The organism is Sporosarcina sp. P3 (genome assembly GCF_002743415.1).
Lineage (GTDB): Bacteria > Bacillota > Bacilli > Bacillales_A > Planococcaceae > Sporosarcina > Sporosarcina ureae_A.
In genome coordinates this window covers 139466-164956 of record NZ_PDZE01000005.1, presented here as the reverse complement: position 1 = coordinate 164956, position 25491 = coordinate 139466, and the positions used below count along the sequence as shown (strand labels likewise).

Genomic DNA, 25491 nt, shown 5'->3' with positions numbered 1-25491 from the left:
GTATGTCACCCCTCTTAATTCAAATTAATTGATTAATTGACGTTCCAGACGCGCCAGTTTTGCACTGACACTACTGTCGTAAATTTGATTGCCGATCTGGAGGCGAATGCCACCGATCAAGCTTGGATCAATGATGTTTTCGATATGCAATGATTGTTTTCCTACTTTGTGCGCAAAGGCAGTAGAGATAGCTGTACTTTCTTCATCAGAAAGCAAACGTGTAGAGTAGACTTTCGCTTCGGCAACTCCGGAAGCCTCGTTAGCGAGTTCCTGGAAGTCTTCGATTAGACTATCTATTTCTTCAATACGACCTGCATCGAGCAACACATATAGTGTGTTCAATACAAGTGGGTTTGCTCCATTGAAAAATTGCCCAATCAATTCTTTCTTTTTCTCTGTAGAAAACTTTGGTGAAATTAATAGCTCACCAAACTGCTTGTCTCCAGCGAATACTTTTTTCATTTCTTTTAGATCAGTTTGCACGGAAAGTGTTTGTTGCTTCTCCTGTGCTGCTTCAAATAATGCAACGGCATAACGTTTTGCGATTACCGATTGGCTCATCGCCCTTCGCCTGCCTTCACAATCGTTTCTTCGATCAATGCGCGGTTATCTTCCTCAGAAATTTCCTTCCCAAGAACCTTAGACGCAGCCAAAATAGAAAGAGATACGAATTCTTCGCGAACTGCTGCAACGGCTTTCTCTTTTTCAGTAGCGATTTCGAGAGTTGCAGATTCTTTCATACGGTTAGCTTCAGCGCGTGCAGCCATAATCAGCTCTTCACGTTGAGTGTCACCTTGTTTCTTCGCACTCTCTACAATAGATTGTGCGTTTTCGCGTGCTTCTTTCAATAGAGCACGTTGCTCTTCAAGAAGCTTTGCAGATTCTTGACGACTTGCTTCGGCTTGTTCGATCTCTGTAGCGATTAGTTTCGCTCGTTGATCCATCACGCCCATTAACGGACCCCATGCAAACTTCTTTAGAAGTACCATGAGAATCGTGAAAAATACTACAGTGACGATAATGTCGCCTAAATTTAGACGTTGGTTTAAACTAGCTAAAAATCCTGCGTCAGCGTTTGCTGATAAGAGGACGAAGGTATCCAACACGATTGTTTCACTCCCTTCAAGAGCTCATGACTCTTTTGTTTCTTACTCAATTTAGAACACTTTATTCTTTCAGATCTATCATTTGTTTATTTGATGACATAAAGCAATGGCGAAGACCTATACTGCATGCTTCGCCATATAACGCAAATATTATTTGTTCATTACGATAAACGCAATAACAGTTGCGATGATTGGAAGTGCCTCAACCAATGCAACACCAATGAACATTGTTGTTTGTAGAACGCCACGTGCTTCTGGTTGACGAGCGATCCCTTCAACTGTCTTAGAAACGATTAAACCGTTACCGATACCTGCACCAAGTGCACCTAGACCAACTGCAATAGCTGCTGCTAATAAACCCATACCTGCCATTTTGTATTTCCTCCTAATATTCTTTGTAGTTTTGTTCCCTGATTCCAGGGTAAATATATGTTTAGTGATCTGTGCTGACTTTGTGAGCCATATAGACCATCGTTAACATAACGAAGATAAATGCTTGGATCGCCCCGATGAATACCGAGAAACCGAGCCATGCAAGTGCTGGTATAACAGCTCCGGCAAGACCGAAGATGCTGGAAGCACCCAATGTTGCAAGTAAACCAATCAAGATTTCACCTGCGAAAATGTTACCGTAAAGACGAAGACCGAGTGTCAACGTGTTTGCGAATTCCTCAATGATCTTCAATGGTGCTAAGAATGGAATTGGCTGGAAGTATGATTTCAAATACTTGCCCATTCCGAGCTGTTTCACACCATAGTAATGCGTTAACGCAACCACTGTAGCAGCGAGGGTTAACGTGATAACTGGATCAGCTGTCGGTGATTTCCACCAAAGTTGGTCATCCCATACGATTGCAAATGGAAGTCCAATCATATTTGCAACGAAGACAAACATGATTAAAGTAATGCCTAGTACGTGGAAGCGGCCACCCGTTTTCCAGTCCATGTTATTTTTGATGATGCCTTTGACAAAGTCCATGACCCACTCCATGAAGTTTTGCATACCCGTAGGTTTCATTTGAAGCCGCCGCGTAGATGCAACTGCAATCAGGAAGACGATCAGACACGTTACAAATAACATCAGTATATTCGATGGGTTAAACCCGATTCCGAATAAAATAAACTGTGGATTTTCATGATTCACGTTTTTGTTCACCTCCCCTTGCTAGTAAAGTGTCATTGCTTAAAATGGAACAGCAGATGACCAGTAAACAGCAATGCATAGGGTATCATTAACCCGATTACCGTGCTGATCAGATCGAACTCCTCCGGCATAACGAGTGCAATGGCCGTAGCCCCTACACCTGATGCAAAACGTAAGCCCATACCTAATGACTTCGCTCGCTTTCCTTCATCGATGGACCGATCAAATCGTTCCATCCGTCGAACGAGAATCCAAAAGTTATACATACCGAAAAGTGAACCTAAGATGAGCCCAGCGAAGATTGTCCGGTAGTCCAAGAAAAACCAACCGAGCACGAACAATGCAAGCAAAAAAAAGAAACTCTTCTTTTGCTGTTTAAAAATTTCCTGCATACTTTGCATTGTCGATTCTCCCAATTCGTATTTTGGATTACAGCGTCTGAAGTGTTCAGTAGTTCCCGACTTGTGTCGAGTGTTGAGTCTTTGTCGTTTTGATCTCTTTCAACGACATAGATTCCTTGTAGAGGAATCTGGAAATTGTAAGTGAATCGCCTGTTCCGTCCACCAGGTGACGTTGCTATGTGCGACGTCGATAAAGTGTTAAGGTTTGGCGCTTCCGAGTGAAGACTTGAAACCTACGAAACATGATTTCTGTACTCAATTTATGTATGAGTTCCTTATCAATCTTACCCTTTGTTAGCATACAATAGAGGGTTTTTTATGTCAATTGATTCAAGTGATTTAATTCACAATGTGTTCTCTTTGTCAAACATTCGACATATTTGTTTGGAGGGTTGGATGGGTGGTTTTTCAGGGGGAATTTGTGTAGGGAACTGTTAGTATTTTCTGATTTAGTTGTTATGGTCTGTCGGTTTTATACTTTCAAGCTTGACGGGCTGTTGGGGTAGGGATTGGCGCTTCGGAGGGGACGCTTTCCCATGGGCCCGCCAGCTGGAGCTTCAATCCCGCCCCCCCTCCCCTCTCTTCTCTTAACAACTTTATTTGCAAACAGAAAAAACAGCAGATGTAAGTTCTCTGCTGTTTTGGTTCTTATAGTGAATGTAGGTATTTGAGTAGGGACTCTACTATTCGCGCCGATGCGTGGCCGTCGCCGTAAGGGTTGTGGGCTTTGGACATTTTTTCGTACTCGGCATCGTCGGATAGGAGCGCGTCGGATAGTTGGAAGATGTTTTCTTCTTCTGTTCCCGCTAAGCGCAATGTGCCTGCATCGATACCTTCTGGGCGTTCGGTTGTATCCCGCAAAACGATGACAGGTTTTCCAAGGGATGGTGCTTCTTCTTGAATACCGCCTGAGTCTGTGAGAATGATGTGCGAACGTGCTGCGAAGTTATGGAAATCTAGTACTTCGAGCGGCTCAATCAGATGAATGCGATCGTTGTCGCCTAGTAATTCATCCGCCACTTCACGTACAGCCGGATTCATGTGCACCGGATAGATCACTTGAATATCATCGTGTTTGTCTAGCAAACGATTGATCGCACGGAACATGTTGCGCATTGGTTCACCGAGGTTTTCACGTCGGTGCGCAGTCAATAAGACTAAACGGTCGTCTCCAAGCGTATCAAAGATTGGATGGTGATACTCAGGATCTACCGTCGTTTGCAACGCGTCAATTGCCGTGTTGCCCGTGACGTAGATGCGTTCTTTGTTTTTGCCTTCATCAATCAAATTTTGCGCGGATCTTTCAGTTGGCGAGAAATGAAGATCGGCAATAACGCCAGTCAGTTGGCGATTCATTTCTTCAGGGTACGGCGAATATTTATTCCATGTACGTAGCCCGGCCTCCACGTGACCGACCGAAATTTGATTATAGAACGCAGCTAGACTACCGATGAACGTCGTCGATGTATCACCGTGGACGAGCACGATATCCGGTTGCGCTTCTTTCATTATTTTATCCAAACCTTCTAGGCCGCGTGTTGCCACATCGATCAGCGTCTGGCGGTCTTTCATGATATTCAAATCATAGTCTGGTGTAATGTTAAATGTTTCCAGCACTTGGTCAAGCATTTCACGATGCTGGGCAGTGACCGTGACGATTGACTCAATTTCATTCGGATGCTTTTCGAGCTCGAGAACGAGAGGCGCCATTTTAATAGCTTCCGGTCTTGTGCCGAAAATCGTCATCACTTTCCATTTTTTAGTCAATGATTGATCCCTCCATTATTTCGTGCCGAATAAACGGTCACCTGCGTCACCTAGTCCAGGGACGATATAGCCATGTTCATCCAACTTCTCGTCTAGCGCTGCGATATACACGTCAACGTCTGGATGCGCTTCTGTCAGAACTTCGACACCTTCAGGAGCAGCGACTAAGCACATAAATTTGATGTTCACCGCGCCACGCTTTTTCATTGAATTGATTGCTTCAACTGCAGTTCCACCCGTCGCCAGCATCGGATCCACTACGATGAATTCACGCTCAGCTACATCAGAAGGCAACTTCACAAAGTACTCAACGGGCTTTAATGTTTCTGGGTCGCGGAATAATCCAACATGTCCTACTTTTGCTGCTGGGATTAAATCAATGATTCCGTCGACCATGCCGATTCCCGCACGTAAGATCGGAACAATTCCTAATTTTTTCCCTGCCAAAATGCGTGATTTTGCTTCGCAGACCGGTGTCTGGATCGTAATTTCTTGCGTTGGAAGATCACGTGTGATTTCGAAAGCCATAAGTGTGGCTAATTCGTTCACAAGCTCGCGAAATTCTTTCGTTCCTGTATCGACCTTTCGTATAAACGTCAATTTGTGTTGAATTAATGGATGATCAAAAACATGTACTTTTCCCATTGGTATCGCTCCTTTTCGGAATATCTTGTACATTATAACAGAAATCAAGCACGAGGCGCAGTGAACATGTGTGATTTGTAATAATGAAAATATAATGAAAAGGACATTTAATTTTGTGAATGCTCATACTTCTTCGGAAGTGCTCTGTGGGTTGGTGTATTCGCTCTACTAAGCGCTCTATCGAACTGTGTATCCGCTCTATCAAGCGAGCGACCCGCTCATACTTTCTGTCAAGCGCTCTATGTTCTGGTTTAACCGCTCTATGTCGTGTTCTATCCGCTCTATACAACTCCGCGAGCGCTCTATGTGTCCCTTCAATCGCTCATTCGGCTCGGTTATCCGCTCTATGCCGTTCCGCGTGCGCTCAGAATGTGGGCTAAAACACTCTATCGTCCGCGCCATCTCGCTCAAAGTTCATCCGCAAGCGCTCAATGTGTTGGCTTAACCGCTCTATGCCACGTTCTATCCGCTCTATACAACTCCGCGAGTGCTCTATGTGTCGCCTCAATCGCTCATCCGGCCCGGTTATCCGCTCAATGCCGTTCCGCGTGTGCTTAGTGTGTTGGTCAAAACACTCTATCGACCGCGCCATCTCGCTCAAAGTTCATCCGCAAGCGCTCAATGTACTGGCTTAACCGCTCTATGCCACGTTCTATCCGCTCTATACAACTCCGCGAGTGCTCTATGTGTCCCCTCAATCGCTCATTCGGCCCGGTTATCCGCTCTATGCCGTTCCGCGTGCGCTCAGTATGTGGGCTAAAACACTCTATCGACCGCGCCATCTCGCTCAATGCCCGTCCACAAGTGCTCAATGTACTGCCTTAACCGCTCTATGTCGCGTTCTACCCGCTCTATACAACTCCGGAACCGCTCTATGTATCTCCTCAATCGCTCTATTTCCACGCTCAACCGCTCATTGAATCAAGTTAACCGCTCTATCCACACCCCCAACCGCTCATAAACACCCACCCACCACATAAAAAAAGCGCCTAACACAAGGTCAGGCGCTCGTTTGCTTATTTATATAGAGGATACTGATCTGTCAAAGCAGTAACGGCTTTGCGTGCTGCTTCTTTTGCGGACGGATCTTCGTGGTTTTTCAACAATTCTGCGATGATGCGTCCTACTTCTACCATGTCTTTTTCTACGAAACCACGAGTGGTAACAGCCGGTGTACCGATGCGGATACCCGACGTGATGAATGGTCCTTCCGTATCGAAGGGTACGGTGTTTTTGTTTACTGTGATTCCCACTTCATCGAGTACGTGCTCCGCTACTTTACCAGTTAGGTCTAGTGATTTCAGCTTCACAAGTACGATGTGGTTGTCTGTACCGCCAGACACGACGTCGATTCCTTCTGATTGTAGTTTTTCAGCCAATGCCACAGCGTTTTTCTTTACTTGTTGTGCATATTCTTTGAATGAAGGTTCGAGTACTTCTTTGAACGCTACCGCTTTTGCAGCGATTACGTGCATCAACGGACCGCCTTGAACGCCTGGGAATACTGTTTTGTCGATTTTCTTGCCGAATTCTTCAGCCATTTCTTCATTCAATAGAATGATTCCGCCACGTGGTCCACGCAATGTTTTATGCGTTGTGGATGTCACAAAGTGTGCGTGTGGAACTGGATTTTCATGCTCACCTACTGCGACTAAACCTGCGATGTGTGCCATATCTACCATCAAGTATGCACCGACTTCATCCGCAATTTCACGGAATTTTGCAAAGTCGATTCCACGTGGGTACGCACTTGCACCCGCAACGATCATCTTCGGCTTGTGCTCAAGCGCTTTTTGACGAACGTCTTCATAGTCGATCACTTCTTCATCTTTTGTTACACCGTAATCTACGAAATTATAAAGCTTCCCCGAGAAGTTAACTGGTGAACCGTGTGTTAAGTGACCGCCGTGAGAAAGGTTCATTCCAAGAACTGTGTCGCCCGCCTCAAGTGCTGTAAAATAAACAGCCATGTTTGCTTGTGCGCCAGAGTGTGGCTGTACGTTTGCATATGCTGCACCGAAAATTTCTTTTACACGATCGCGTGCAATGTTTTCGACTACGTCTACGTGCTCACATCCACCGTAGTAACGCTTGCCTGGATATCCTTCAGCATATTTATTCGTCAAGTATGACCCTTGCGCTTCCATTACCGCTTCCGATACGAAGTTTTCAGATGCGATTAATTCGATGTTCGAGTTTTGACGGTTCTTTTCCGCCATGATTGCTTCATAAATTGCTGAATCATTGCGTTGTACATTGCTTAAGTCCATTGGATAGTATCCCCTTTTTTCTGATAGTTTTATATTTTCTTGTATTGTACACGGTTTATTCGTATTTCGCACGACTTCCGCCAATTAATTTTGGACGAGTTGTCGCAAGTGTGATTACAGCTTCACCGATTTTCTTAATAGATGTGCGGATCGGTACTACTACCGGCTTCATTTGCATGCCAATTAAAGTTTGTCCGATATCGATACCGGCATTTGCCTGTACCGATTCCACTACGACGGGATCGCTGAATTGTTGATATGCATACGTAGACATCGAGCCACCCGCTTTAAAAACGGGTATAACGGATACAGGTTCCAAATGAAATTGCTGTGCCGTCTTGCGTTCCAATGTGATGGCGCGGTTGATATGCTCGCAACCTTGGAAAGCTAAATGTACGTGGTGTGTATTCGCGAACGCTTGAAGCGGTGCGAATAGTGCTTCTCCGATTTCCAGTGCACCGTTCGTACCGATACGGGCACCCGCTACTTCAGAAGTAGAACAGCCGACGACGAAAATCGTCCCTTCGACAGGTGGTGCTTGCTCGGCAAACTCGGTCAATGCTTGTTCTAGCTGCAGTTTCCATAATTGAATGGCATCCACTTGTTCCACCTGCTTCCTTTAGTTCTTTTCAAGTTCCATCATTTTATTTATACGACGCTCGTGACGGCCGCCTTCAAATTCTGTTTCAAGCCAAGTGCTAACGATTTCTCGTGCTAGACCTGGTCCAATTACACGTTCTCCCATCGCTAACATGTTGGTGTCATTATGTCCGCGTGTCGCTTTTGCGCTGAATACATCATGAACGAGCGCGCAACGGATCCCTTTGATTTTATTGGCAGAAATGGACATGCCGATTCCTGTACCGCAAATCAAAATTCCGCGGTCTACTTTCCCCGCCACGACGTCGTTCGCTACCGGTACTGCATAGTCAGGATAGTCGACGGAAGTGTCGGCGTCCGGTCCGTAGTCGATATATTCAATGTCGAGTTCGGTTAATAGATTGGTGATCTCTTTTCGGAGGTTGTTGCCTCCGTGGTCTGAAGAAATTGCAACTTTCACTGCGCACCCTCATTTCTATTTTTACTTATCGCTTATTCTATCATTGTTCGATTAAAAAATCATCGGTTTTACTGTACTATTTTTGAAAACCTTATTTTAAAACGTTGGATTTTCGTCATAAAGACGAATATTATATGAATAAAACGAAAGTATCGTACGTGTTTGAAGTGTAAGAAGGCAGGTTCAAGGCATTGCTTGACGTAAATTAAGCATTCTATTCGGAAAGTTTCATTTTTGTAGATGCCTAGGCGTAGGGATGTTGCGCGACTAAGTAGCACGTAATTGGGTTGTAGTTCTAATCAAACACCAAACTGAACCCCACCAACTCCATTAATAACCACAATCCAAATAAAAAAACGACCTCGAGCAAAACGCCCCAGAATCGTCTTTATTTATCACATCGGCGTACGGTCGAACTTTCGGATGACTTTGTACAACTCTTCCGACTGCTCTTTCAGCTCCAGTGCCTTGTTTTTCGTTTGGTCTATGGACGCCACTTGTTCTTCTGTGGCCGCACGAACTTCTTGTGCTCCCGCTGAAGCATGCTCTGCAATCGTTGCTACATCCATCGACTGCTTGGCCGTTCGCTCGATCGTCTGCATTTGATTGCTGACGATTTGGCTAATTTCTTCTACATAATGTGCCATTGTCTGAATGGTAGCGGTCATCGTTTCAACGTTTCCATTCGTTTTTGTCGCACGTTCGGCCTCAGTGGATGCCGTTTTTACTTGTTGCTGCATTTCTGCTACGACTTGTTTGACGTCGGATTGGATCGTTTGAACGAGCCCCGAAATCATTTGAACCGCTTTTGCGCTTTCATCCGCTAAATTCCGGACTTCTTCCGCAACGACAGCGAAGCCCTTACCATGCTCCCCTGCTCGTGCCGCTTCTATAGACGCGTTAAGCGCCAGTAGGTTAGTCTGACCCGCGATGTTGCCGACGAGTTCCACGATCTCACCAATTTTATGTGCATTTTCATCGAGCACTTGTATCGTTTCCAATGAATGCTCGCTTTGGTCGCTCATTTGATGAATGCCCGCTAGCACGGATTGGAAGACTTCTGTAGTTGCGTGTAATTCCTGCAACATCACTTTGGATTGTTCAGAAGACTGACCCGCGCGATTATTGACTTCCACTGCGAGTTGCCGAATATCTTCAATCGCATTGACTGTTTCTTGAATCGATTCCGACGTGTTTTCTGCTCCATCGGAAATTTCGCCAATCGTGCGCGCAATGGCGTCTGATTGGCCGGACGCAGCGCTTGTCTCTTTCGTCAATTCATCGACGGATTGAGCAGTAGCTTGGAAGTTGGATTCAATTTGCTCAATAATGCTACGTAAATTAACGACTACTTGCTGGAATGCTTTGGAGACGGAATGAATTTCATCCGAAGAGTTGGGCAATTGAATGTCTGTACCAATCTTGCCATCCGCCACTTGCATAGCAGCTGTTTCCAAACGTTGCAACGGCTTAGTCAAAATCGTGCTGAATAGAGCAGCTAAAATGCCTGACCACATGATGCCCAGCGCGTATGTAAGTAGTTGGAAAACGAATGGCCGTACATTCGGGAAGAATGTTGGTTGTACCCAGTTAATGAATACCGCACTCGTTGTATACGTGATGACTGCAAGAATCACGATAAATAGGACGAGTTTCGCCCGTAGCCCGACTTTTTTCGGTTCTTTCATAAGTTCTCCTCCGCTTGCTTTCGGATGACGGAGTTAATGAGATCTGTCAGTTCATGAAATGTAGTGCGGTATGTTTCCAAATCGCCGCCATATGGATCATGCACATCAAGACCCGCCATCGTACCCGCGTATTCTTTTAATGTAAATACTTTTTCTTTCATTGCAGGATAACGACTGTGCAGGATATCTCGATGGTTTGCTGTCATCGTCAACACAACATCTGCCCACTCCATGTCAGCTAACTTGACTTCATTAGAATGTGGAGTAAAAGGTATTTTTTCTTCCGTCAGCAACCGTGCGGAATTCGTTGAAATCGGCAAGCCGTCTATCGCATGAATACCTGCTGATTTCGCCGTAATACCTGGCACGTTGGCATGATTGACTAATGCTTCCGCCAAAGGACTTCTACATGTGTTGCCTGTACAAATAAAATACATATTCATTTTCTTCACCTACTTTACAGAATAACGGATTTATGAGAAAAAAGAAACACTATTTTTAATGAATCAAGGACAATACACCCATACATATGAATACAATACCTGCTAATCGGCGAATAAATGTACTATTAATTATACGCAAGCGGCCTGTGTACAAGAGAGCAATGGCCGAAAACAGCATAGAAAAGAAACCAGACACCAAAACAAATAGCCATTTATTCAGTTGCATCATTCCGAATGTCACGCTCACTCCGAACGCATCTATACTGACGATCAGCGCTAAGAAAAATGGGGAAATTTTATTGACAACTGACAGATCTTCACTGTCAGAGAGGAGAATGTGAAGACCTATGAGTGAAAGCAGTACACCTGAGAGCGCATGGCCCCACCCTGCGAAAAAGGTCATCACCCACTCCCCTGTGTAGAAACCGATGAGTGGTAGCAACACATTCAGTATAGTCGTCCACAGCATAATCATCAAACGACCTCGCCGCAGTCGGAGTAATGTGTAGACGATCAGAATATCAATCGTTGTCACGATCGCCGCTATAATTTCTATCAAAAAAGTAGCCCCCTCGCAAGTCTCGCATCTACTCATCTTATGCGGGTGCTAAAGGGAGCTATTCATCATTTTCGCAATGTTATTCGGTGAAACGCTTGCCGTCCGATGCTTTATCAAGGCGATTCATAACCGCTGCACCGATACCCGAATGATCGGTCTCAATTGCCAAGATCATATCAGCTTCTGTATTGTCGCATTGGCGAATCAATTTATAAAGACTCGATGCCATCGCTTCACGATTATGGATAGAACCTGTGGAAAAGTACCAATCTGCTTTTTCTGTGTATAACTCATCGGGTCCAATCATCGCGACGCGTTTATTTTGTTGATGACTAGTCTCTAGCGCATGCGCAATAGAATCCGCATTTGGCTCGATGATGAATAACGGTGCTTCGGGTGCGTAATGGGCATATTTCATCCCCGGCGCACGCGGCGTGGCCGTTTGATCTGTAGGAAGCGTCGCTATATGAACGGTGCCGATTAAATTTTCCAGCTGCTCTTTCGTAATGCCGCCCGGGCGCAAAATGACGGGCGGCGTAACTGTAATATCTAAAATAGTAGATTCTACACCTACACCCGTCTCTCCACCATCCAAAATTAGCGGTACTCTACCGATTAGATCATGGTAGACATGATCCGCTTCTGTCGGGCTCGGCTTTCCGCTACGATTCGCACTCGGTGCCGCTAACGGCTGATCTAGTTTGCGCAGTAAGGCCAACGCTATCGGGTGGTCAGGCATGCGAATAGCTACTGTGTCAAGTCCTGCCGTGACGACATCTGCAATAACTCCAGCTTTTTTCTTCATAATTAACGTCAACGGTCCTGGCCAAAATTCCTTTAGTAATATGTCTGCAATTTCAGGAATATCGGTTGCGTATTTCTTGATGTCTGACTGGTTCCCAATATGTACGATCAGCGGATTATCTGAAGGTCTTCCTTTTGCTTCGAAGATCCGCTGTACTGCTTGCTCATCTGTCGCAATAGCTCCTAAACCATAAACTGTTTCAGTCGGGAAGGCAACTATCCCTCCAGAATTTAAGATACCCACAGCTTGTTCATAGACTCTGTCGTTATCCACTAGGTTATCCACTATTTCTTGCGTAGTCTCCACTTGCTCAACCCCTTTTTATACACATTTTATCAACCTTATCCACAAAAAATGTGAATATGTTCATTTAAACAGCGACTTTATCCACTCCCAAATGAAAAATGTAACAGGTTCTTCTTCTTCTGTTTCAGTCACTGTAGCTTCTTCCGGGAAACAAACGTTAGGAAACAATGAACACCACCAATTATCGCCTCGGCCTGCGCCAATTTTCACGACATACGCATCGTAAACGTCTTGTGGCTGAATGAAGAACCCTACCCGTTTTGGTGGAATCACTGCTGCACTGTGCTCAAGTGTTACGCGTGCACCGTTTGCTTGTGATTTGGCGATTTCCAGAATCGCAGGCTCTAATCCTTGAAGTTTATCAGTAATTTGCTGTGTGCTAGTAGATTGGTTAATTGCCTGCTCAAGTAATGGCGCAATTTTTTCTTGAACATCTCGTTTCACTTGTTGATCCGCTACTGTATTAGAGTTTGCCAGAATGCGAAATTGTGTCGCTTCACCTGTCGTTGCCTGCTGACCGAACACGAGCAGCACCGCTTGAATAGTAAGTAATATAAGTACAAATTCTATAAACGCCAATAGTTTCGAAGTTTGAGTCGGTTGTTGGTTAATCGGATAATCTTGTAACATGTCATCCCCTCCTGCACTCTATCTTGACCCGCAGGAGGAGATTTTATTCATCGAATCTCACAAAATATCATTCGATCTTTATTATGGATATCTTGAACGATTTCAACTGTCGCTTCGGGAAAGGATTTTCGCAAGTATTCCTGCACGATCACTCCTTGCTGGTAGCCGATTTCAAAGCCGATAAGTGCCGGACGATTCATTAGAGGAGATAAGTTCTCTGCTAGTCTTCGATAAAAGTAGAGTCCTTCTTCTTCAGCGAATAGCGCAGTTTGCGGTTCGAAATCATAGACAGTTGGCGACATATTGGATTTTTCATGGTCAGCGATGTACGGTGGATTCGATAGGATAATGTCCCATTTCTGCTGAGTCAACGGTTCTTCCATATCGCCATGAATAAAGTGTACATCCGCTTCATTGCGCTGTGCATTGCGTTTTGCAACTTCAAGCGCTGCGTCACTAAAGTCAGTGGCCGTTACATTTGCAGTCGGTCGTTCTTTTTTGAATGCGACCGCAATTGCTCCACTACCCGTTCCAATATCCGCCACTTGAATAACTTGGTCTCCGAATAATTGATTCGCTCGTTGCAATGCATAGTGGACGAGTTCTTCTGTTTCAGGGCGTGGAATCAAGACGTGTTCATTGACCTCGAATGAATAGCCGTAAAAAGATTCTTCACCCAGGATATATTGAATCGGCTTACCGGTCAGTAATTCTGTGACAATCGCCCAAAATTGCGAATGCGTTTCAGGCGAAATTCGTTCACGAAAACTAGCTAAATAATGAGCCTGACTCATTCCAGTGACAGAACGCATCGCTAGTTCAGCGGCATGCGTGTCCATTCCACGTTCCTGAAGCAATCGTTGTGCGCGTTGTACGGACTCATAGATGGTCTCATTCATTGCGGTCCAAGCTTTCCAGACGATGTGCTTGTTCTTCTATAATCAGTGCATCGATGACTTCATCCAATTTCCCTTCTATAATCTGATCGAGTTTTTGGATGGTCAAACCGATTCGATGGTCAGTCACACGATTTTGCGGGAAGTTGTATGTGCGAATTCGTTCAGAACGGTCTCCTGACCCCACGGCTGTTTTCCGCTTTTCATCGTATTCAGCTTGCGCCTCTTGCATAAACTTATCGTAAACACGTGCGCGTAAAACTTTCATCGCTTTTTCTTTATTTTTGATTTGAGATTTTTCGTCTTGAATCGATACCGTCGTACCTGTCGGCAAATGCGTCAGGCGTACAGCAGACATGGTCGTGTTAACGGATTGTCCACCCGGTCCCGATGAAGCGAATGTATCAGTACGAATATCTTTATCATGAATCTCAATTTCTACTTCTTCCGTTTCAGGCAAGCACGCAACTGTCGCAGTAGACGTATGCGTTCGTCCCCCTGATTCCGTTTCCGGTACACGTTGCACACGATGCGCTCCGTTTTCATACTTCAACTTGGAGTAAGCACCTTTGCCATCAATCATGAAAATAATTTCTTTAAAACCACCAAGTTCGGTTGGCGATGAATCGATGACTTCTACTTTCCAATGATTCATTTCCGCGTAGCGTGTATACATACGATATAGACTTCCCGCAAATAAAGCTGCTTCGTCTCCGCCCGCTGCGCCTCGTATTTCCATAATGACACTTTTATTGTCATTCGGATCTTTTGGAATCAACAATACCTTTAATTGTTCTTCCAGAGCTTCAATCCGGTCTTCCAGTTCATCGATTTCCATTTTAACTAATTCTTTCATTTCGTCATCGAGTGGTTCATCTTGCATGTCTTTCGCATTTTTATATTGAGCGTAGACACTTTTGTATTCACGGTACACATCGACCGTGTCTTGTAAATCCGATTGCTCTTTCGAATAGCTCCGTAATTTATCCAGATCATTGACGATTTCCGGGTCACTAAGTAGTTCATTGAGTCGATCATAACGGTCTTCTACCGCTTGCAGTCTATCGAACATAGTCGGTTCACCTCTTCTACATTATTGGTTACATTCTACTATATAGCAGAAACGTCTATCCTTTCTTGCTTATGGATAGACGCAAATATGTTTATTCTACATGTTGCGCACGACTGACGGGTACTTCGTGGTGCTGACGGCAACGTGGTTCATATGCTTCGGATGCGCCAACTAGAATGATGGGATCATCTTGGCATGCCGGTTGTCCATCAATTAATCGTTGCGTCCGGCTTGAAGGCGATCCGCAAACAGTACAAACTGCTTGAAGTTTAGTCACCAGTTCTGCCACTGCCATTAATTCCGGCATCGGCCCGAATGGTTCGCCCTTGAAGTCTTGATCGAGTCCTGCAATAATCACGCGAAATCCGCGATCAGCGAGTGCAATTGCGACATCTATAATATCCCTGTCGAAAAACTGTGCTTCATCAATGGCGACCACATCGAAATCATCTGATACGAGGTCCGGTATTTCACTCGCTTTGGAAATGGGATTCGCAATGGTCGAAGCGCCATCGTGGCTGACGACGGCTTCCTCGCTATACCGATCATCAATTGCCGGTTTGAACACCGCAATCTTTTGTTTGGCAAATTCCCCCCTCCGAATCCGGCGAATGAGCTCCTCTGATTTACCTGAAAACATGCTGCCGCAGATGACTTCCATCCAGCCGCCTTGCATTGAAACGTACATGGTCAATCTCCTTTCGATGTCGTGCTATATGTATGTGGGTCGTGCGATAAGAGTGGTTTCGTGTGCTGTTTTGAGCGGTTTGTTTGTGTAGTTATGAGCGCTTGGCCGCTTGGATTGAGCGGTTCGCGTGCAACTTTGAGCGCTTGGCCGCTTGGATTGAGCGGTTCGCGTGTAACTATGAGCCCCTGGCCGCTTGGATTGAGCGGTTGACACGCAACTTTGAGCGCTTAGACGCTTAGTTTGAGCGGTTGACGTGTAAATATGAGCGTTTGGCCGCTTGGATTGAGCGGTTAGCGCGTAACTTTGAGCGCTTAGCAGCCTAGATTGAGCGGTTACCGTCCAACTTTGAGCGCTTAGCAACCTAGATTGAGCGGTTACCGTCCAACTTTGAGCGCTTAACACAAAACATTGAGCACTTAGAGACACAGTTCGAGCGCTCTACAACACCAACAGAGCGAAACTCCCCTAAATCTTTACACTTTGGCCCTATGTACTCGCTAAAATTCGCAGTAAATTAATAAAAATACCCGTCTGGCACGACTGCACCTGACGGGTATCTGGCTTTTATTACTCTTGTCCTTCTGTCTTGATGCCGTATTTCTTGTTGAAACGGTCAACTCGTCCGTCTGCTGTAGCAAACTTCTGACGGCCAGTGTAGAATGGGTGACATTCTGAGCATACTTCTACGCGAATGTCCTCTTTTACAGAACCTGTTTCAAATGTATTGCCACATGAGCAAGTTACTGTTGCGAGTTTGTAATCGGGATGAATTCCTGCTTTCATCGATATCTCTCCTTTCGCCCTGAACCATCTGGCACAGAGTTTGAAATTATGGATGTTTTATTGACCAGTTGCCAATGAAACGATCGATGCCGTACACGGCCCGTGTTTGTCAGCCGTATATGCGGTGTACAGAAAAACTGTACTTGATTAGTATAGCAAAATTCGATACGTTGTGCAACTGTTTGATTTGGGTATTTACTGGGCATATGCTCACTTAGTTTTTTCGTTTACGTGCGTAAAAGTAATACAAAATCCACATGGTTACACTTGATAAATCAGATTAGGCCCTTGCCTTTTTTCGCCTTCATTTCTTCATTAAGCTTGTTGAAGAATTCTTCGTTGTTTTCAGATTGGCTTAGCTTTTTCATGAAGCGTTCGGTGAAGTCGTGGGAGTCTGAGAACGTTTTTCTGATGGCCCATAGTTTTTCCAAGTTGTCTTTTGGAATGAGTAATTCTTCTTTTCGTGTGCCCGAGCGACGGATGTCCAGCGCTGGGAAGATTCTGCGTTCGGCTAGGTTGCGGTCTAGGTGCAATTCCATGTTGCCCGTTCCTTTAAATTCTTCGTAGATGACTTCGTCCATACGTGAGCCAGTTTCAATTAGGGCTGTCGCAAGGATCGTTAAGCTTCCACCTTCTTCGATGTTACGTGCTGCACCGAAGAATCTTTTCGGACGGTGGAAAGCTGCTGGATCAATTCCTCCGGATAGTGTTCGTCCACTCGGTGGGATGACTAGGTTGAATGCGCGTGCCAATCGAGTGATGGAATCCATTAAGATGATCACGTCGCGTTTACTTTCGACTAGACGCATTGCGCGTTCGAGCACAAGTTCCGCTACTTTGACGTGATTTTGCGGCACTTCATCGAACGTGGAACTGACTACATCGGCTTTCACTGAACGTTCGATGTCCGTTACTTCTTCTGGACGTTCGTCGATCAACAATACAATGAGTTCCGCTTCAGGATGGTTTGTTGTGATGGAATTAGCAATTTCTTTCAGCAATGTCGTCTTCCCTGCTTTTGGAGGCGCGACGATTAATCCACGTTGACCAAATCCGACCGGAGAGACGAGGTCCATAATACGTGTGGAAACATTGTTTTTTGAAGTTTCCAAATGAATTTGACGTTCAGGATATAAAGGTGTCAACGCTGGGAAGTGCACACGTTCGCGTGAGACTTCTGGATTTTGCCCGTTGACTGCTTCTACTTGAAGTAAACCATAGAAGCGTTCGTTTTCTTTTGGTGGTCGCACTTTCCCTGTTACTTTGTCTCCGTTACGTAAATCGAAACGACGGATTTGAGATGCTGAGATGTAGATATCTTCTGAACTGGATGAGTAATTAATCGGACGTAAGAATCCGTATCCTTCAGATTGAATAATTTCGAGGACACCTTCCATGAAGAAGAAGCCTTCTTGTTCCGCGCGGGATTTTAATATAGCGAAGATCAATTCTTTCTTTGTCAGTTTGCTATAGTTGGTAACCTTAAACTGCTTCGCATGAGAGTATAGCTCTTTAAGCGTCATATTCTCTAGGTCTGCAAGGGTAATCATTGTCATCTATGCGTACACCACTCTTCATTTATTATATGGAAAATTTGGCATAGTAAATAGAAAGGAGAGTACGTGATGTACTTCCTTTCCTTCAGTAGCCGGACATTATGGATCTAGATAGTTTTTAGGAAATAGAGACCCGGTTGTGACACCGGGTGTTGAGGGAGTTAGTCTTGCATTACGAGAAGAGGTTTTTTCTTCATACTGTGGCGACCTTCTACGAAACGAATTGTTCCTGATTTCGAGCGCATAACAATCGACTGAGTTCGGCAATACGTACCTTTAAACTGCACGCCGTCCATCAATTCACCGTCTGTTACACCTGTTGCTGCGAAAATACAGTCGTCTCCTTTAACTAAATCGTCCATCATGAGAACTTTGTCTACATCGATGCCCATTTTAATACAACGTGCTCTTTCCTCATCATTTGAAGGTACGAGACGTCCTTGGATTTCTCCACCGAGACATTTCAAGCCGACTGCTGCGATTACGCCTTCCGGAGCACCGCCTCTACCGAATAAAATATCCACACCTGTGTCATCGAAAGCTGTGTTGATCGCAGCTGCTACGTCGCCATCTTCGATCAACTTAATACGAGCACCCGCTTCACGAATTTCCTCGATGATGTCTGCGTGGCGTTCACGGTTTAAAACAGATGCCACGAGGTCAGATACTGATTTATTTTTCGCTTTTGCTACAGCCTTCAAGTTATCTGTAACGCTTGCGTCAATATCAATTTTTCCAACCGCTTCAGGTCCTACTGCGATTTTGTCCATGTACATATCCGGTGCGTTTAGCAAGTTGCCTTTATCTGCAACAGCTAGAACAGCTAGCGCATTCCAACCACCTGCCGCTACGATATTCGTACCTTCAACTGGATCGACAGCGATGTCTACAGCGGGTCCGTGACCTGTTCCAAGCTCTTCACCGATATATAGCATAGGTGCTTCGTCCATTTCACCTTCACCGATCACGACTACACCTTCCATAGGAATTGTGTCGAATACTGTACGCATCGCTTCTGTTGCTGCGTCGTCTGCTTCGTTCTTCAAACCGCGTCCCATCCAGCGAGCTGCCGCTACGGCTGCTGCCTCTGTTACACGCACTAATTCCATCGATAAACTACGTTCCATAATGTTTTGTTCCTCCTGTTTGCGGTAAGGCGCGTATTGCGAATTACCTTTCATTTGCCTACGTCCGCACCCATTGGCCACTTTCATACGTAATGGATGTGTCGTTTGAGTCTATTATACACGTTTTGGCAATTAGCGTCACTCAGAAATTGAAGATGGAGTGAGCACATGTACTTTATCGATCTCGGCACCGAGATTTCGCAGTTTGTTAATGATATCGCCATAGCCGCGTTCAATATGTTCAATTTCATGAATTTCTGTTTCTCCGCTAGCTAGTAATCCTGCGATCAATAACGCAGCTCCAGCACGTAAATCGGTTGCTTCAACCGTTGCCGCTTGCAATTCCGTTGGTCCTGTTATGATAGCGGATCGGCCTTCTACTCTACCGTCTGCATTCATTCGACGAAGCTCATCGATTTGTTTGAAGCGAGCGGGATAAATTGTGTCTGTCAGAATGGATGAACCTTCTGCCTGTGTCGATAAAACACCGAATGGTTGCTGCAAGTCTGTTGGGAATCCTGGATAGACAAGAGTTTTCACATCGACCGCATGAAGTTTCTCAGTTTTTGGAATGAAAATTTGTTCTTCACCGACTTCTACTTTTACGCCCATTTCACGAAGCTTCGCTGTGACTGCCTCAACATGTAAAGGAATGACATTATCAATGGTGACGCCATCACCAATTGCAGCCGCCATGATCATATGCGTACCTGTTTCAATGCGGTCTGGAATGATCGTGTGTTTCGTACCGTGCAATGTGTCAACGCCTTCGATACGAATGACATTCGTTCCTGCCCCTTTAATATTCGCGCCCATATTGGAAAGCAACGTCGCGACATCAATAATTTCGGGTTCTTTCGCTGCGTTTTCAATAATTGTTTTGCCTTTTGCTTTCACAGCAGCAAGCATGATATTGATCGTGGCACCAACGCTGACGACGTCTAAATAAATTTTCGCGCCATACAGTTCATCTGCACGCAAATAAATAGCGCCATGTTCATTTTCGACTTTGGCACCCAGCGCTTCAAAGCCCTTAATGTGTTGATCAATCGGGCGTGGTCCCAAGTGACAACCTCCAGGTAATCCGATGACTGCGTGCTTGAACTTGCCAAGCATCGCCCCCATCATATAGTAGGAAGCACGAAGTTTTTTGACGTTACCGTTAGGCAATGGCATAGAAATGATTTCAGTTGGGTCGATGATCATCGTGCCATCTTTCATTTCCACTTTGCCGCCGATTTCTTCGACGAGCGCCTGCAATGTATAGACATCTGAAATTTCGGGAAGACCTGCAATTGTAACAGGTGAATCAGCTAAAATAGCGGCAGGAATAAGAGCCACTGCGCTATTCTTCGCTCCACTCACTCTGATCGTTCCTTGCAGTCGTTTTCCGCCTTTGATTTTATAAACGTCCATTTCAAGCTCCTTTTGTTCTATCACTTATTCGTTCTGGTTTCCCAGTCTTTCAAAAACTGATCGATTCCTTTAGTCGTTAATGGGTGTGCAAACAGACTCTGAAGTACGTTGAATGGAGTGGTCGCAATATGCGCTCCTGCAAGTGCTGCAGCCGTGATATGTTGTGGGTGTCTGATAGAAGCCGCGATAATTTGTGTATCCAAGTCATGGATCGTGAAGATGTCTGAAATCGTTTCGATTAATTCGACACCATTTTGGCCAATGTCATCCAAACGTCCGATGAACGGTGAAACGTACGTCGCGCCTGCACGTGCTGCAAGTAGGGCTTGGTTGGCACTAAAAATAAGTGTGACGTTCGTTTTGATTCCTTCTGCTGCGAATACAGAACAAGCTTTCAAGCCTTCAGGTGTCATCGGTAATTTCACTGTGATGTTTTCTGCAAGGGCTGCAAGTTTACGTCCTTCTTCGATCATACCTTCCGCATCTAAAGCGATGACTTCCGCACTGACAGAACCCGGTACGAGAGCCGTAATTTCTTTCAAGCGGTCGTGGAATGAAATATTTTCTTTTGCGACTAGCGAAGGGTTAGTTGTGACACCAGAGATGATCCCCCAGCTATGCGCTTCTTTAATTTCCTCAAAATTGGCTGTATCTATAAAAAATTTCATGTTTGTTATCCTCCTAGTTGTGGGTTATTCATTTAACTAAAAAGCAAAGAAGGAGACAGGTTACGCTCCTCCTTTGCTCCATCTACATACTGTCATTACGCTTGGTTTGAACTGCCAAACTCACGCATTTTACCGATTACTGTTGCTTTGATCGCTTCGCGCATTGGTCCAAGGTATTTACGTGGATCATACACGTCGGCATCTTCGTTCAGGATGTCGCGCACAGCTTTCGTACCTTGAATCTGATTTTCTGTGTTGACGTTAATTTTAGACGTACCAAGTGAAATGGCATGTTGGATATCCTTCGTCGGAATACCTGTGCCACCGTGCAACACGAGTGGAATATCGCCTTGTTTTGAGATTTCTTCCATTTCTTCAAATCCAAGATTCGGTTCACCTTTATACGGTCCGTGTACAGAACCAAGTGCAGGTGCTAGGCAGTCGATACCTGTCTGCTCCACAAGCTCTTTGCATTCAGCCGGATCTGCATAAATAACACCGTCTGCGATGACGTCATCTTCCTGACCACCAACTACGCCAAGTTCAGCTTCTACTGATACATTATGTTGCTTCGCGAAATCCACCACTTTTTTCGTGATTTCAATGTTTTCTTCAAGTGGCTTAGAAGATGCATCGATCATGACAGAAGTGAAGCCTGCTTCGATTGCTTCCTTACACTTTTCAAAGCTGGAACCGTGATCCAAATGAATGGCTACCGGCACAGTCGTACCGTAGTCCTCCATTAATCCTTTGACCATCATAACGACTGTTTTGAATCCGCCCATATAGCGTGCAGCGCCTTCTGAAACACCTAAAATAACAGGCGATTTCTCTTCTTCGGCAGCTTGTAAGATGGCTTGTGTATATTCCAGGTTATTCAAGTTATATTGACCGATCGCATATCCTCGCTCTTTACCTTGGATCATCATTTCCTTCATCGAGACCAGTGGCATGTAAAATTCCTCCTTGAGTTTTCACGAATTTTTATGTGTTGTAATTATAGTTATTTCCATCCACTAGCATATCAAATTCATGCCATGATTACTACTGTCAGACGTCTAGTCGTTCTAACCTTTTTAAGACGCTATCGCGCACTTCGAAAATATCGAATGGCTTGGTAAAGTGCTGATCAATGCCAAGCTTGTCGGCATCTTCAAGTAATTCTATTTCACTGTACGCTGTCATCATCATGACAATTGCGTCAGGCGATAGGGTTCGAATTTCTCTTAATACCTCGACACCATTCATACCCGGCATCTTCATATCAAGCAAAATACAGTCTGGATTAAGTTTCTGAACTATTTCTAACGCTTCTTTTCCATTTGATGCAAGCGCTGTCATTATTCCAGTTGTCTTGAAGATTTCCTCCAGTAATAACCGTATTCCTGGTTGGTCGTCTACAATTAATAAATGTTTCATCCACATCTCTCCCATCACCTAATTTTTTGTTTGATTTTGTACTTACAGTGAAATCCACCCTTCATTATTCCTGTCTAATAAAGGCGCTTGTATAGAAAAATTATGTATGATTCTATTTCTCTATTTTTCGTCTATGTCATGTTATTCTAGAGTATTCCAACAATTCCTTTATTTTTCGTCAACTATTTTGCACTTCTTTCTTTTCTCGCCTATACTGAGCTTTTGGAGGGATTTTCGTGAAAATATTAACTACACAGATTAGAGGTCTTCTGGAGAGAATTGCAGAAGGACAAGAAGAGTCACTGGAGGAAACTGCTCGTTTATTGGCGCAAGCATTAGTAGGCGAAGGACGAATTGTCTTGGCTGCTTTTGATGAAATGAAAGCTGTGACTGCGACTGCACTGGATGGTGTTGAACCGTTGGAGGGTGCGATTCGTTACACTAAAGAGTTGGAGCTGACGACGGCAGATCGCGTATGGTTGCTTGTGCGAAAGGCAGATCACCCCGCTGCACTTGAGCTGGCACAGGAGCTAGCGGATCAATTCATCCCGTTTGCTGTGTTGGCTGCGGATAAGGAAGAAGACGACAATGAACTCGCTTCTCTTGCGTATACGTATATTTCGACAGGTTTGAAAAAGGGACTGATTCCGGGTCCTACGGGCGAAAGAATCGTACAGCCCCACGCGCTCGCTGCGTTGTTTGTGTACGAGGCAGTGAAGCTGTCGATTGATGATATGTTGGCGGATGAAGACGACGAGCTATAACTTGGCATAGGGCGAAATTACTGTTGGGGTGGGGATTGGCGCTTCGGAGGGGACGCTTTCCCATGGGCCCGCGGTGACCCAACCAGGTCGCGAGCTCCCTCATGGTTGTCTCACCTGATCGGGCTGATCCATCGGGAGTCGCCCCTCCTACGCGCCAATCCCTTACGATGTGAGTGGGTGATACTTTCCATTGCACATTGAAGTTTCGTTAGTAATCAGTGATTAACTAGAAACTGGATAAGATCTGCACTTGACTTAAAAAATGTTCAAAACAGCAAAAAATCATACACGATCTACAGTAAGTGTTGCGAGTACATCCACTCGGTAAGTAGGATTGAAGCGGAGGCTGGCGGCGACTCCCGATGGATCAGCGAGAGCTTGAGACCCTGGACGAAGCGAAGCGTAGGAAGCGGCTCAAGCCGAGCCCATGGGAAAGCGTCCGCCAGCTGGAGCTTCAATCCCCCTGCACTCAGCAACTCTAATTTCTAGTCTCCACTAATATGTAATGCCAAAAATGCCCACAGAGGACAAGTCTTCTGTGGGCATTGATTTTAGTTTTTATGCTCAAGCGCCGCGCGGATGAAATCGCGGATGAGTGGTGATGGACGATTTGGACGGGAAGCGAATTCCGGGTGGAACTGGCATGCCACGAAGTATGGATGGTCTTTCATTTCCATAATTTCGATCAAGCGACCGTCCGGGCTAATTCCAGATACGATGAATCCTGCCTCTTCCAACTGCGCACGGTATGCTAAGTTCATTTCATAACGGTGACGATGACGCTCGTACACTAACTCCTCGCCATATGCAGCGGAAGCCTTCGTATTTTCAGCTACTTTACACGGATACGCACCTAGACGCAATGTACTGTCTGCTTCGCGTGCTGTACGGCAATCTGGATGGAATGTTGTCACCTGATGCTCAGTCTCTGTGTCGAACTCCAATGAATGAGCTGTTTTCAGACCGATGACGTTACGCGCGATTTCAGTAGCCGCTAACTGTAAACCTAAACTGATACCGAAGAATGGAATCTTCTGTTCACGTGCATACGTAATCGCTTCAATTTTACCATCGATTGCACGATCTCCGAAACCACCTGGTACCAGAATACCATCTACGTCTCCAAGAAGTTCTGCTACGTTTTCAGAAGTCACATCTGCAGAGTTGATCCACTTAATATCGATATCTGCGTCGAACGAGTATCCGGCGTGACGCATAGCTTCAACTGCTGAAATGTATGCATCTTGTAATTCCACATACTTACCAACTAAACCGATTTTCACTGTTTCTTTTAGTGACTTAACCAACTTTACTAGTTGTTCCACTTCTGAGAGTTCAGGCTGTGGTGTTTCAAGCCCCAAGTAATCCACAACTAGCTGATCCATGTTTTGTTCATGCAAACGAAGAGGTACTTCGTATAAAGTTTCTGCATCGAGTGCTTCGATTACTTCTTCTGACTTAATGTTACAGAACAACGCGATCTTGTCTTTCATTTCTTGTGGTACTGGGTATTCGCTTCGTACGACGATCATGTTCGGCTGAATTCCAAGGCTACGTAATTCTTTTACACTGTGCTGCGTCGGCTTCGTTTTCATTTCACCAGCTGCATGCAAATACGGAATGAGCGTGTTGTGGATGTACATCACGTCATCTTTCGCAAGATCTGTTTTCATTTGGCGAATGGCTTCAAGATACGGTAAGGATTCGATATCCCCTACGCTACCACCAATTTCTGTAATGACAACGTCTGCGTTCAATGTTTGACCAGCACGTTTGATCAATTCTTTAATTTCATTCGTAATATGCGGGATTACCTGAACTGTTGCGCCGTTATATTCGCCAGCGCGCTCTTTGCGCAATACTAGATCATATACTTTACCCATTGTTACGTTGGAGTAACGATTACATTCGATGTCGATAAAACGCTCATAGTGACCGATGTCAAGATCCGTTTCCGCACCGTCTTCTGTTACGAAAACTTCTCCGTGCTGGTATGGGCTCATCATGCGTGGGTCAATATTGATATATGGGTCGAATTTTTGGTTAGTGATTTTCAAACCGCGGTTTTTAAGTAAACGTCCAAGTGATGCTGCGTTGATACCTTTACCTAAAGAAGAGACGACGCCGCCTGTAATGAAAATATATTTTGTCATGTGTAGTGCCTCCATTTATTCTTTTTCCATGCTTGTAGGGTCGATATAAAATCAAAAAAGCGCCCCGTTTGTAGCGTAACTACAATAAGGAGCGCGTATACACGAATTTATGTGTCCTTTTCAGG

The 25491-nt window shown here is 45.0% G+C and carries 27 protein-coding genes; 1 reads left to right on the top strand and 26 read right to left on the bottom strand.

Features of this window, described 5'->3' with window-relative positions; translation table 11 throughout:
• Positions 1–24: 24 nt before the first annotated feature.
• From CSV61_RS08355 to CSV61_RS08235, 25 genes are all read right to left on the bottom strand, one after another.
• Positions 25–561: a F0F1 ATP synthase subunit delta gene (locus CSV61_RS08355; RefSeq protein WP_083034956.1), complete on the bottom strand. Its 537-nt coding sequence runs from the start codon at positions 559–561 to the stop codon at positions 25–27.
• Complete coding sequence (gene atpF / locus CSV61_RS08350) at positions 558–1109, bottom strand: F0F1 ATP synthase subunit B (protein WP_369824339.1); 552 nt, start codon at positions 1107–1109, stop codon at positions 558–560. Before atpF ends, CSV61_RS08355 begins: the two co-directional genes overlap by 4 nt.
• Positions 1110–1256: 147 nt before the next feature.
• Positions 1257–1469, bottom strand: a complete 213-nt coding sequence (gene atpE / locus CSV61_RS08345; RefSeq protein WP_029053447.1) for a F0F1 ATP synthase subunit C — start codon at positions 1467–1469, stop codon at positions 1257–1259.
• Positions 1470–1539: 70 nt separating this feature from the next.
• Positions 1540–2250: a F0F1 ATP synthase subunit A gene (gene atpB / locus CSV61_RS08340; protein ID WP_099631256.1), complete on the bottom strand. Its 711-nt coding sequence runs from the start codon at positions 2248–2250 to the stop codon at positions 1540–1542.
• A 32-nt stretch (positions 2251–2282) separates the two neighbouring features.
• Positions 2283–2651, bottom strand: coding sequence for an ATP synthase subunit I (locus CSV61_RS08335; RefSeq protein ID WP_083034954.1), 369 nt, complete (start codon positions 2649–2651; stop codon positions 2283–2285).
• 648 nt (positions 2652–3299) lie between these two features.
• Positions 3300–4418: a non-hydrolyzing UDP-N-acetylglucosamine 2-epimerase gene (gene wecB / locus CSV61_RS08330; protein WP_099638842.1), complete on the bottom strand. Its 1119-nt coding sequence runs from the start codon at positions 4416–4418 to the stop codon at positions 3300–3302.
• Between the two features lie 15 nt (positions 4419–4433).
• Positions 4434–5063 (bottom strand): uracil phosphoribosyltransferase, encoded by a 630-nt coding sequence (gene upp, locus CSV61_RS08325; RefSeq protein WP_083034952.1) that lies wholly within the window; start codon positions 5061–5063, stop codon positions 4434–4436.
• Between the two features lie 1016 nt (positions 5064–6079).
• On the bottom strand, positions 6080–7333 hold the full coding sequence (glyA, locus tag CSV61_RS08320) for a serine hydroxymethyltransferase (RefSeq protein ID WP_099638841.1): 1254 nt from the start codon (positions 7331–7333) through the stop codon (positions 6080–6082).
• Between the two features lie 55 nt (positions 7334–7388).
• Positions 7389–7934: a TIGR01440 family protein gene (locus CSV61_RS08315; RefSeq protein WP_199173603.1), complete on the bottom strand. Its 546-nt coding sequence runs from the start codon at positions 7932–7934 to the stop codon at positions 7389–7391.
• A gap of 18 nt (positions 7935–7952) precedes the next feature.
• Positions 7953–8393, bottom strand: a complete 441-nt coding sequence (rpiB, locus tag CSV61_RS08310; RefSeq protein WP_099638839.1) for a ribose 5-phosphate isomerase B — start codon at positions 8391–8393, stop codon at positions 7953–7955.
• Between the two features lie 395 nt (positions 8394–8788).
• Positions 8789–10081, bottom strand: a complete 1293-nt coding sequence (locus CSV61_RS08305; RefSeq protein WP_099638838.1) for a methyl-accepting chemotaxis protein — start codon at positions 10079–10081, stop codon at positions 8789–8791.
• Positions 10078–10524, bottom strand: coding sequence for a low molecular weight protein arginine phosphatase (locus tag CSV61_RS08300; RefSeq protein WP_099638837.1), 447 nt, complete (start codon positions 10522–10524; stop codon positions 10078–10080). Before CSV61_RS08300 ends, CSV61_RS08305 begins: the two co-directional genes overlap by 4 nt.
• 55 nt (positions 10525–10579) lie before the next feature.
• Positions 10580–11083 (bottom strand): manganese efflux pump, encoded by a 504-nt coding sequence (locus CSV61_RS08295; RefSeq protein ID WP_158233807.1) that lies wholly within the window; start codon positions 11081–11083, stop codon positions 10580–10582.
• 79 nt (positions 11084–11162) lie between these two features.
• A complete protein-coding gene (locus CSV61_RS08290) occupies positions 11163–12194 on the bottom strand; it encodes an L-threonylcarbamoyladenylate synthase (protein ID WP_099638835.1) in 1032 nt (343 codons plus the stop codon).
• Between the two features lie 60 nt (positions 12195–12254).
• The gene (locus CSV61_RS08285) at positions 12255–12824 is read right to left on the bottom strand and encodes a stage II sporulation protein R (RefSeq protein WP_083034944.1); all 570 of its coding nucleotides are present in this window, start codon (positions 12822–12824) and stop codon (positions 12255–12257) included.
• 47 nt (positions 12825–12871) lie between these two features.
• Complete coding sequence (prmC, locus tag CSV61_RS08280) at positions 12872–13723, bottom strand: peptide chain release factor N(5)-glutamine methyltransferase (RefSeq protein WP_099638834.1); 852 nt, start codon at positions 13721–13723, stop codon at positions 12872–12874.
• Positions 13716–14792, bottom strand: coding sequence for a peptide chain release factor 1 (gene prfA, locus CSV61_RS08275; RefSeq protein ID WP_083034942.1), 1077 nt, complete (start codon positions 14790–14792; stop codon positions 13716–13718). The genes prmC and prfA overlap by 8 nt, the downstream gene beginning before the upstream one ends.
• Before the next feature lie 91 nt (positions 14793–14883).
• On the bottom strand, positions 14884–15480 hold the full coding sequence (locus CSV61_RS08270; protein ID WP_099638833.1) for a thymidine kinase: 597 nt from the start codon (positions 15478–15480) through the stop codon (positions 14884–14886).
• A gap of 567 nt (positions 15481–16047) precedes the next feature.
• On the bottom strand, positions 16048–16263 hold the full coding sequence (gene rpmE / locus CSV61_RS08265) for a 50S ribosomal protein L31 (protein ID WP_083034940.1): 216 nt from the start codon (positions 16261–16263) through the stop codon (positions 16048–16050).
• A gap of 275 nt (positions 16264–16538) precedes the next feature.
• The gene (gene rho / locus CSV61_RS08260) at positions 16539–17819 is read right to left on the bottom strand and encodes a transcription termination factor Rho (protein ID WP_083034939.1); all 1281 of its coding nucleotides are present in this window, start codon (positions 17817–17819) and stop codon (positions 16539–16541) included.
• A gap of 161 nt (positions 17820–17980) precedes the next feature.
• Complete coding sequence (gene glpX, locus CSV61_RS08255) at positions 17981–18946, bottom strand: class II fructose-bisphosphatase (protein ID WP_083034938.1); 966 nt, start codon at positions 18944–18946, stop codon at positions 17981–17983.
• Between the two features lie 138 nt (positions 18947–19084).
• Complete coding sequence (locus tag CSV61_RS08250; protein WP_099638832.1) at positions 19085–20362, bottom strand: UDP-N-acetylglucosamine 1-carboxyvinyltransferase; 1278 nt, start codon at positions 20360–20362, stop codon at positions 19085–19087.
• Between the two features lie 20 nt (positions 20363–20382).
• On the bottom strand, positions 20383–21030 hold the full coding sequence (gene fsa / locus CSV61_RS08245) for a fructose-6-phosphate aldolase (protein WP_029053467.1): 648 nt from the start codon (positions 21028–21030) through the stop codon (positions 20383–20385).
• A 95-nt stretch (positions 21031–21125) separates the two neighbouring features.
• Positions 21126–21983, bottom strand: a complete 858-nt coding sequence (locus CSV61_RS08240; protein WP_083034936.1) for a class II fructose-bisphosphate aldolase — start codon at positions 21981–21983, stop codon at positions 21126–21128.
• Between the two features lie 97 nt (positions 21984–22080).
• Positions 22081–22449: a response regulator gene (locus CSV61_RS08235; RefSeq protein WP_099638831.1), complete on the bottom strand. Its 369-nt coding sequence runs from the start codon at positions 22447–22449 to the stop codon at positions 22081–22083.
• 236 nt (positions 22450–22685) lie between these two features.
• On the opposite strand from CSV61_RS08235, the gene CSV61_RS08230 reads away from it, so the two are divergent.
• Positions 22686–23213 (top strand): DUF2529 family protein, encoded by a 528-nt coding sequence (locus CSV61_RS08230; RefSeq protein WP_099638830.1) that lies wholly within the window; start codon positions 22686–22688, stop codon positions 23211–23213.
• Between the two features lie 551 nt (positions 23214–23764).
• On the opposite strand, the gene CSV61_RS08225 is transcribed toward CSV61_RS08230, so the two are convergent.
• Positions 23765–25366: a CTP synthase gene (locus CSV61_RS08225; RefSeq protein WP_099638829.1), complete on the bottom strand. Its 1602-nt coding sequence runs from the start codon at positions 25364–25366 to the stop codon at positions 23765–23767.
• Between the last annotated feature and the right edge of the window lie 125 nt (positions 25367–25491).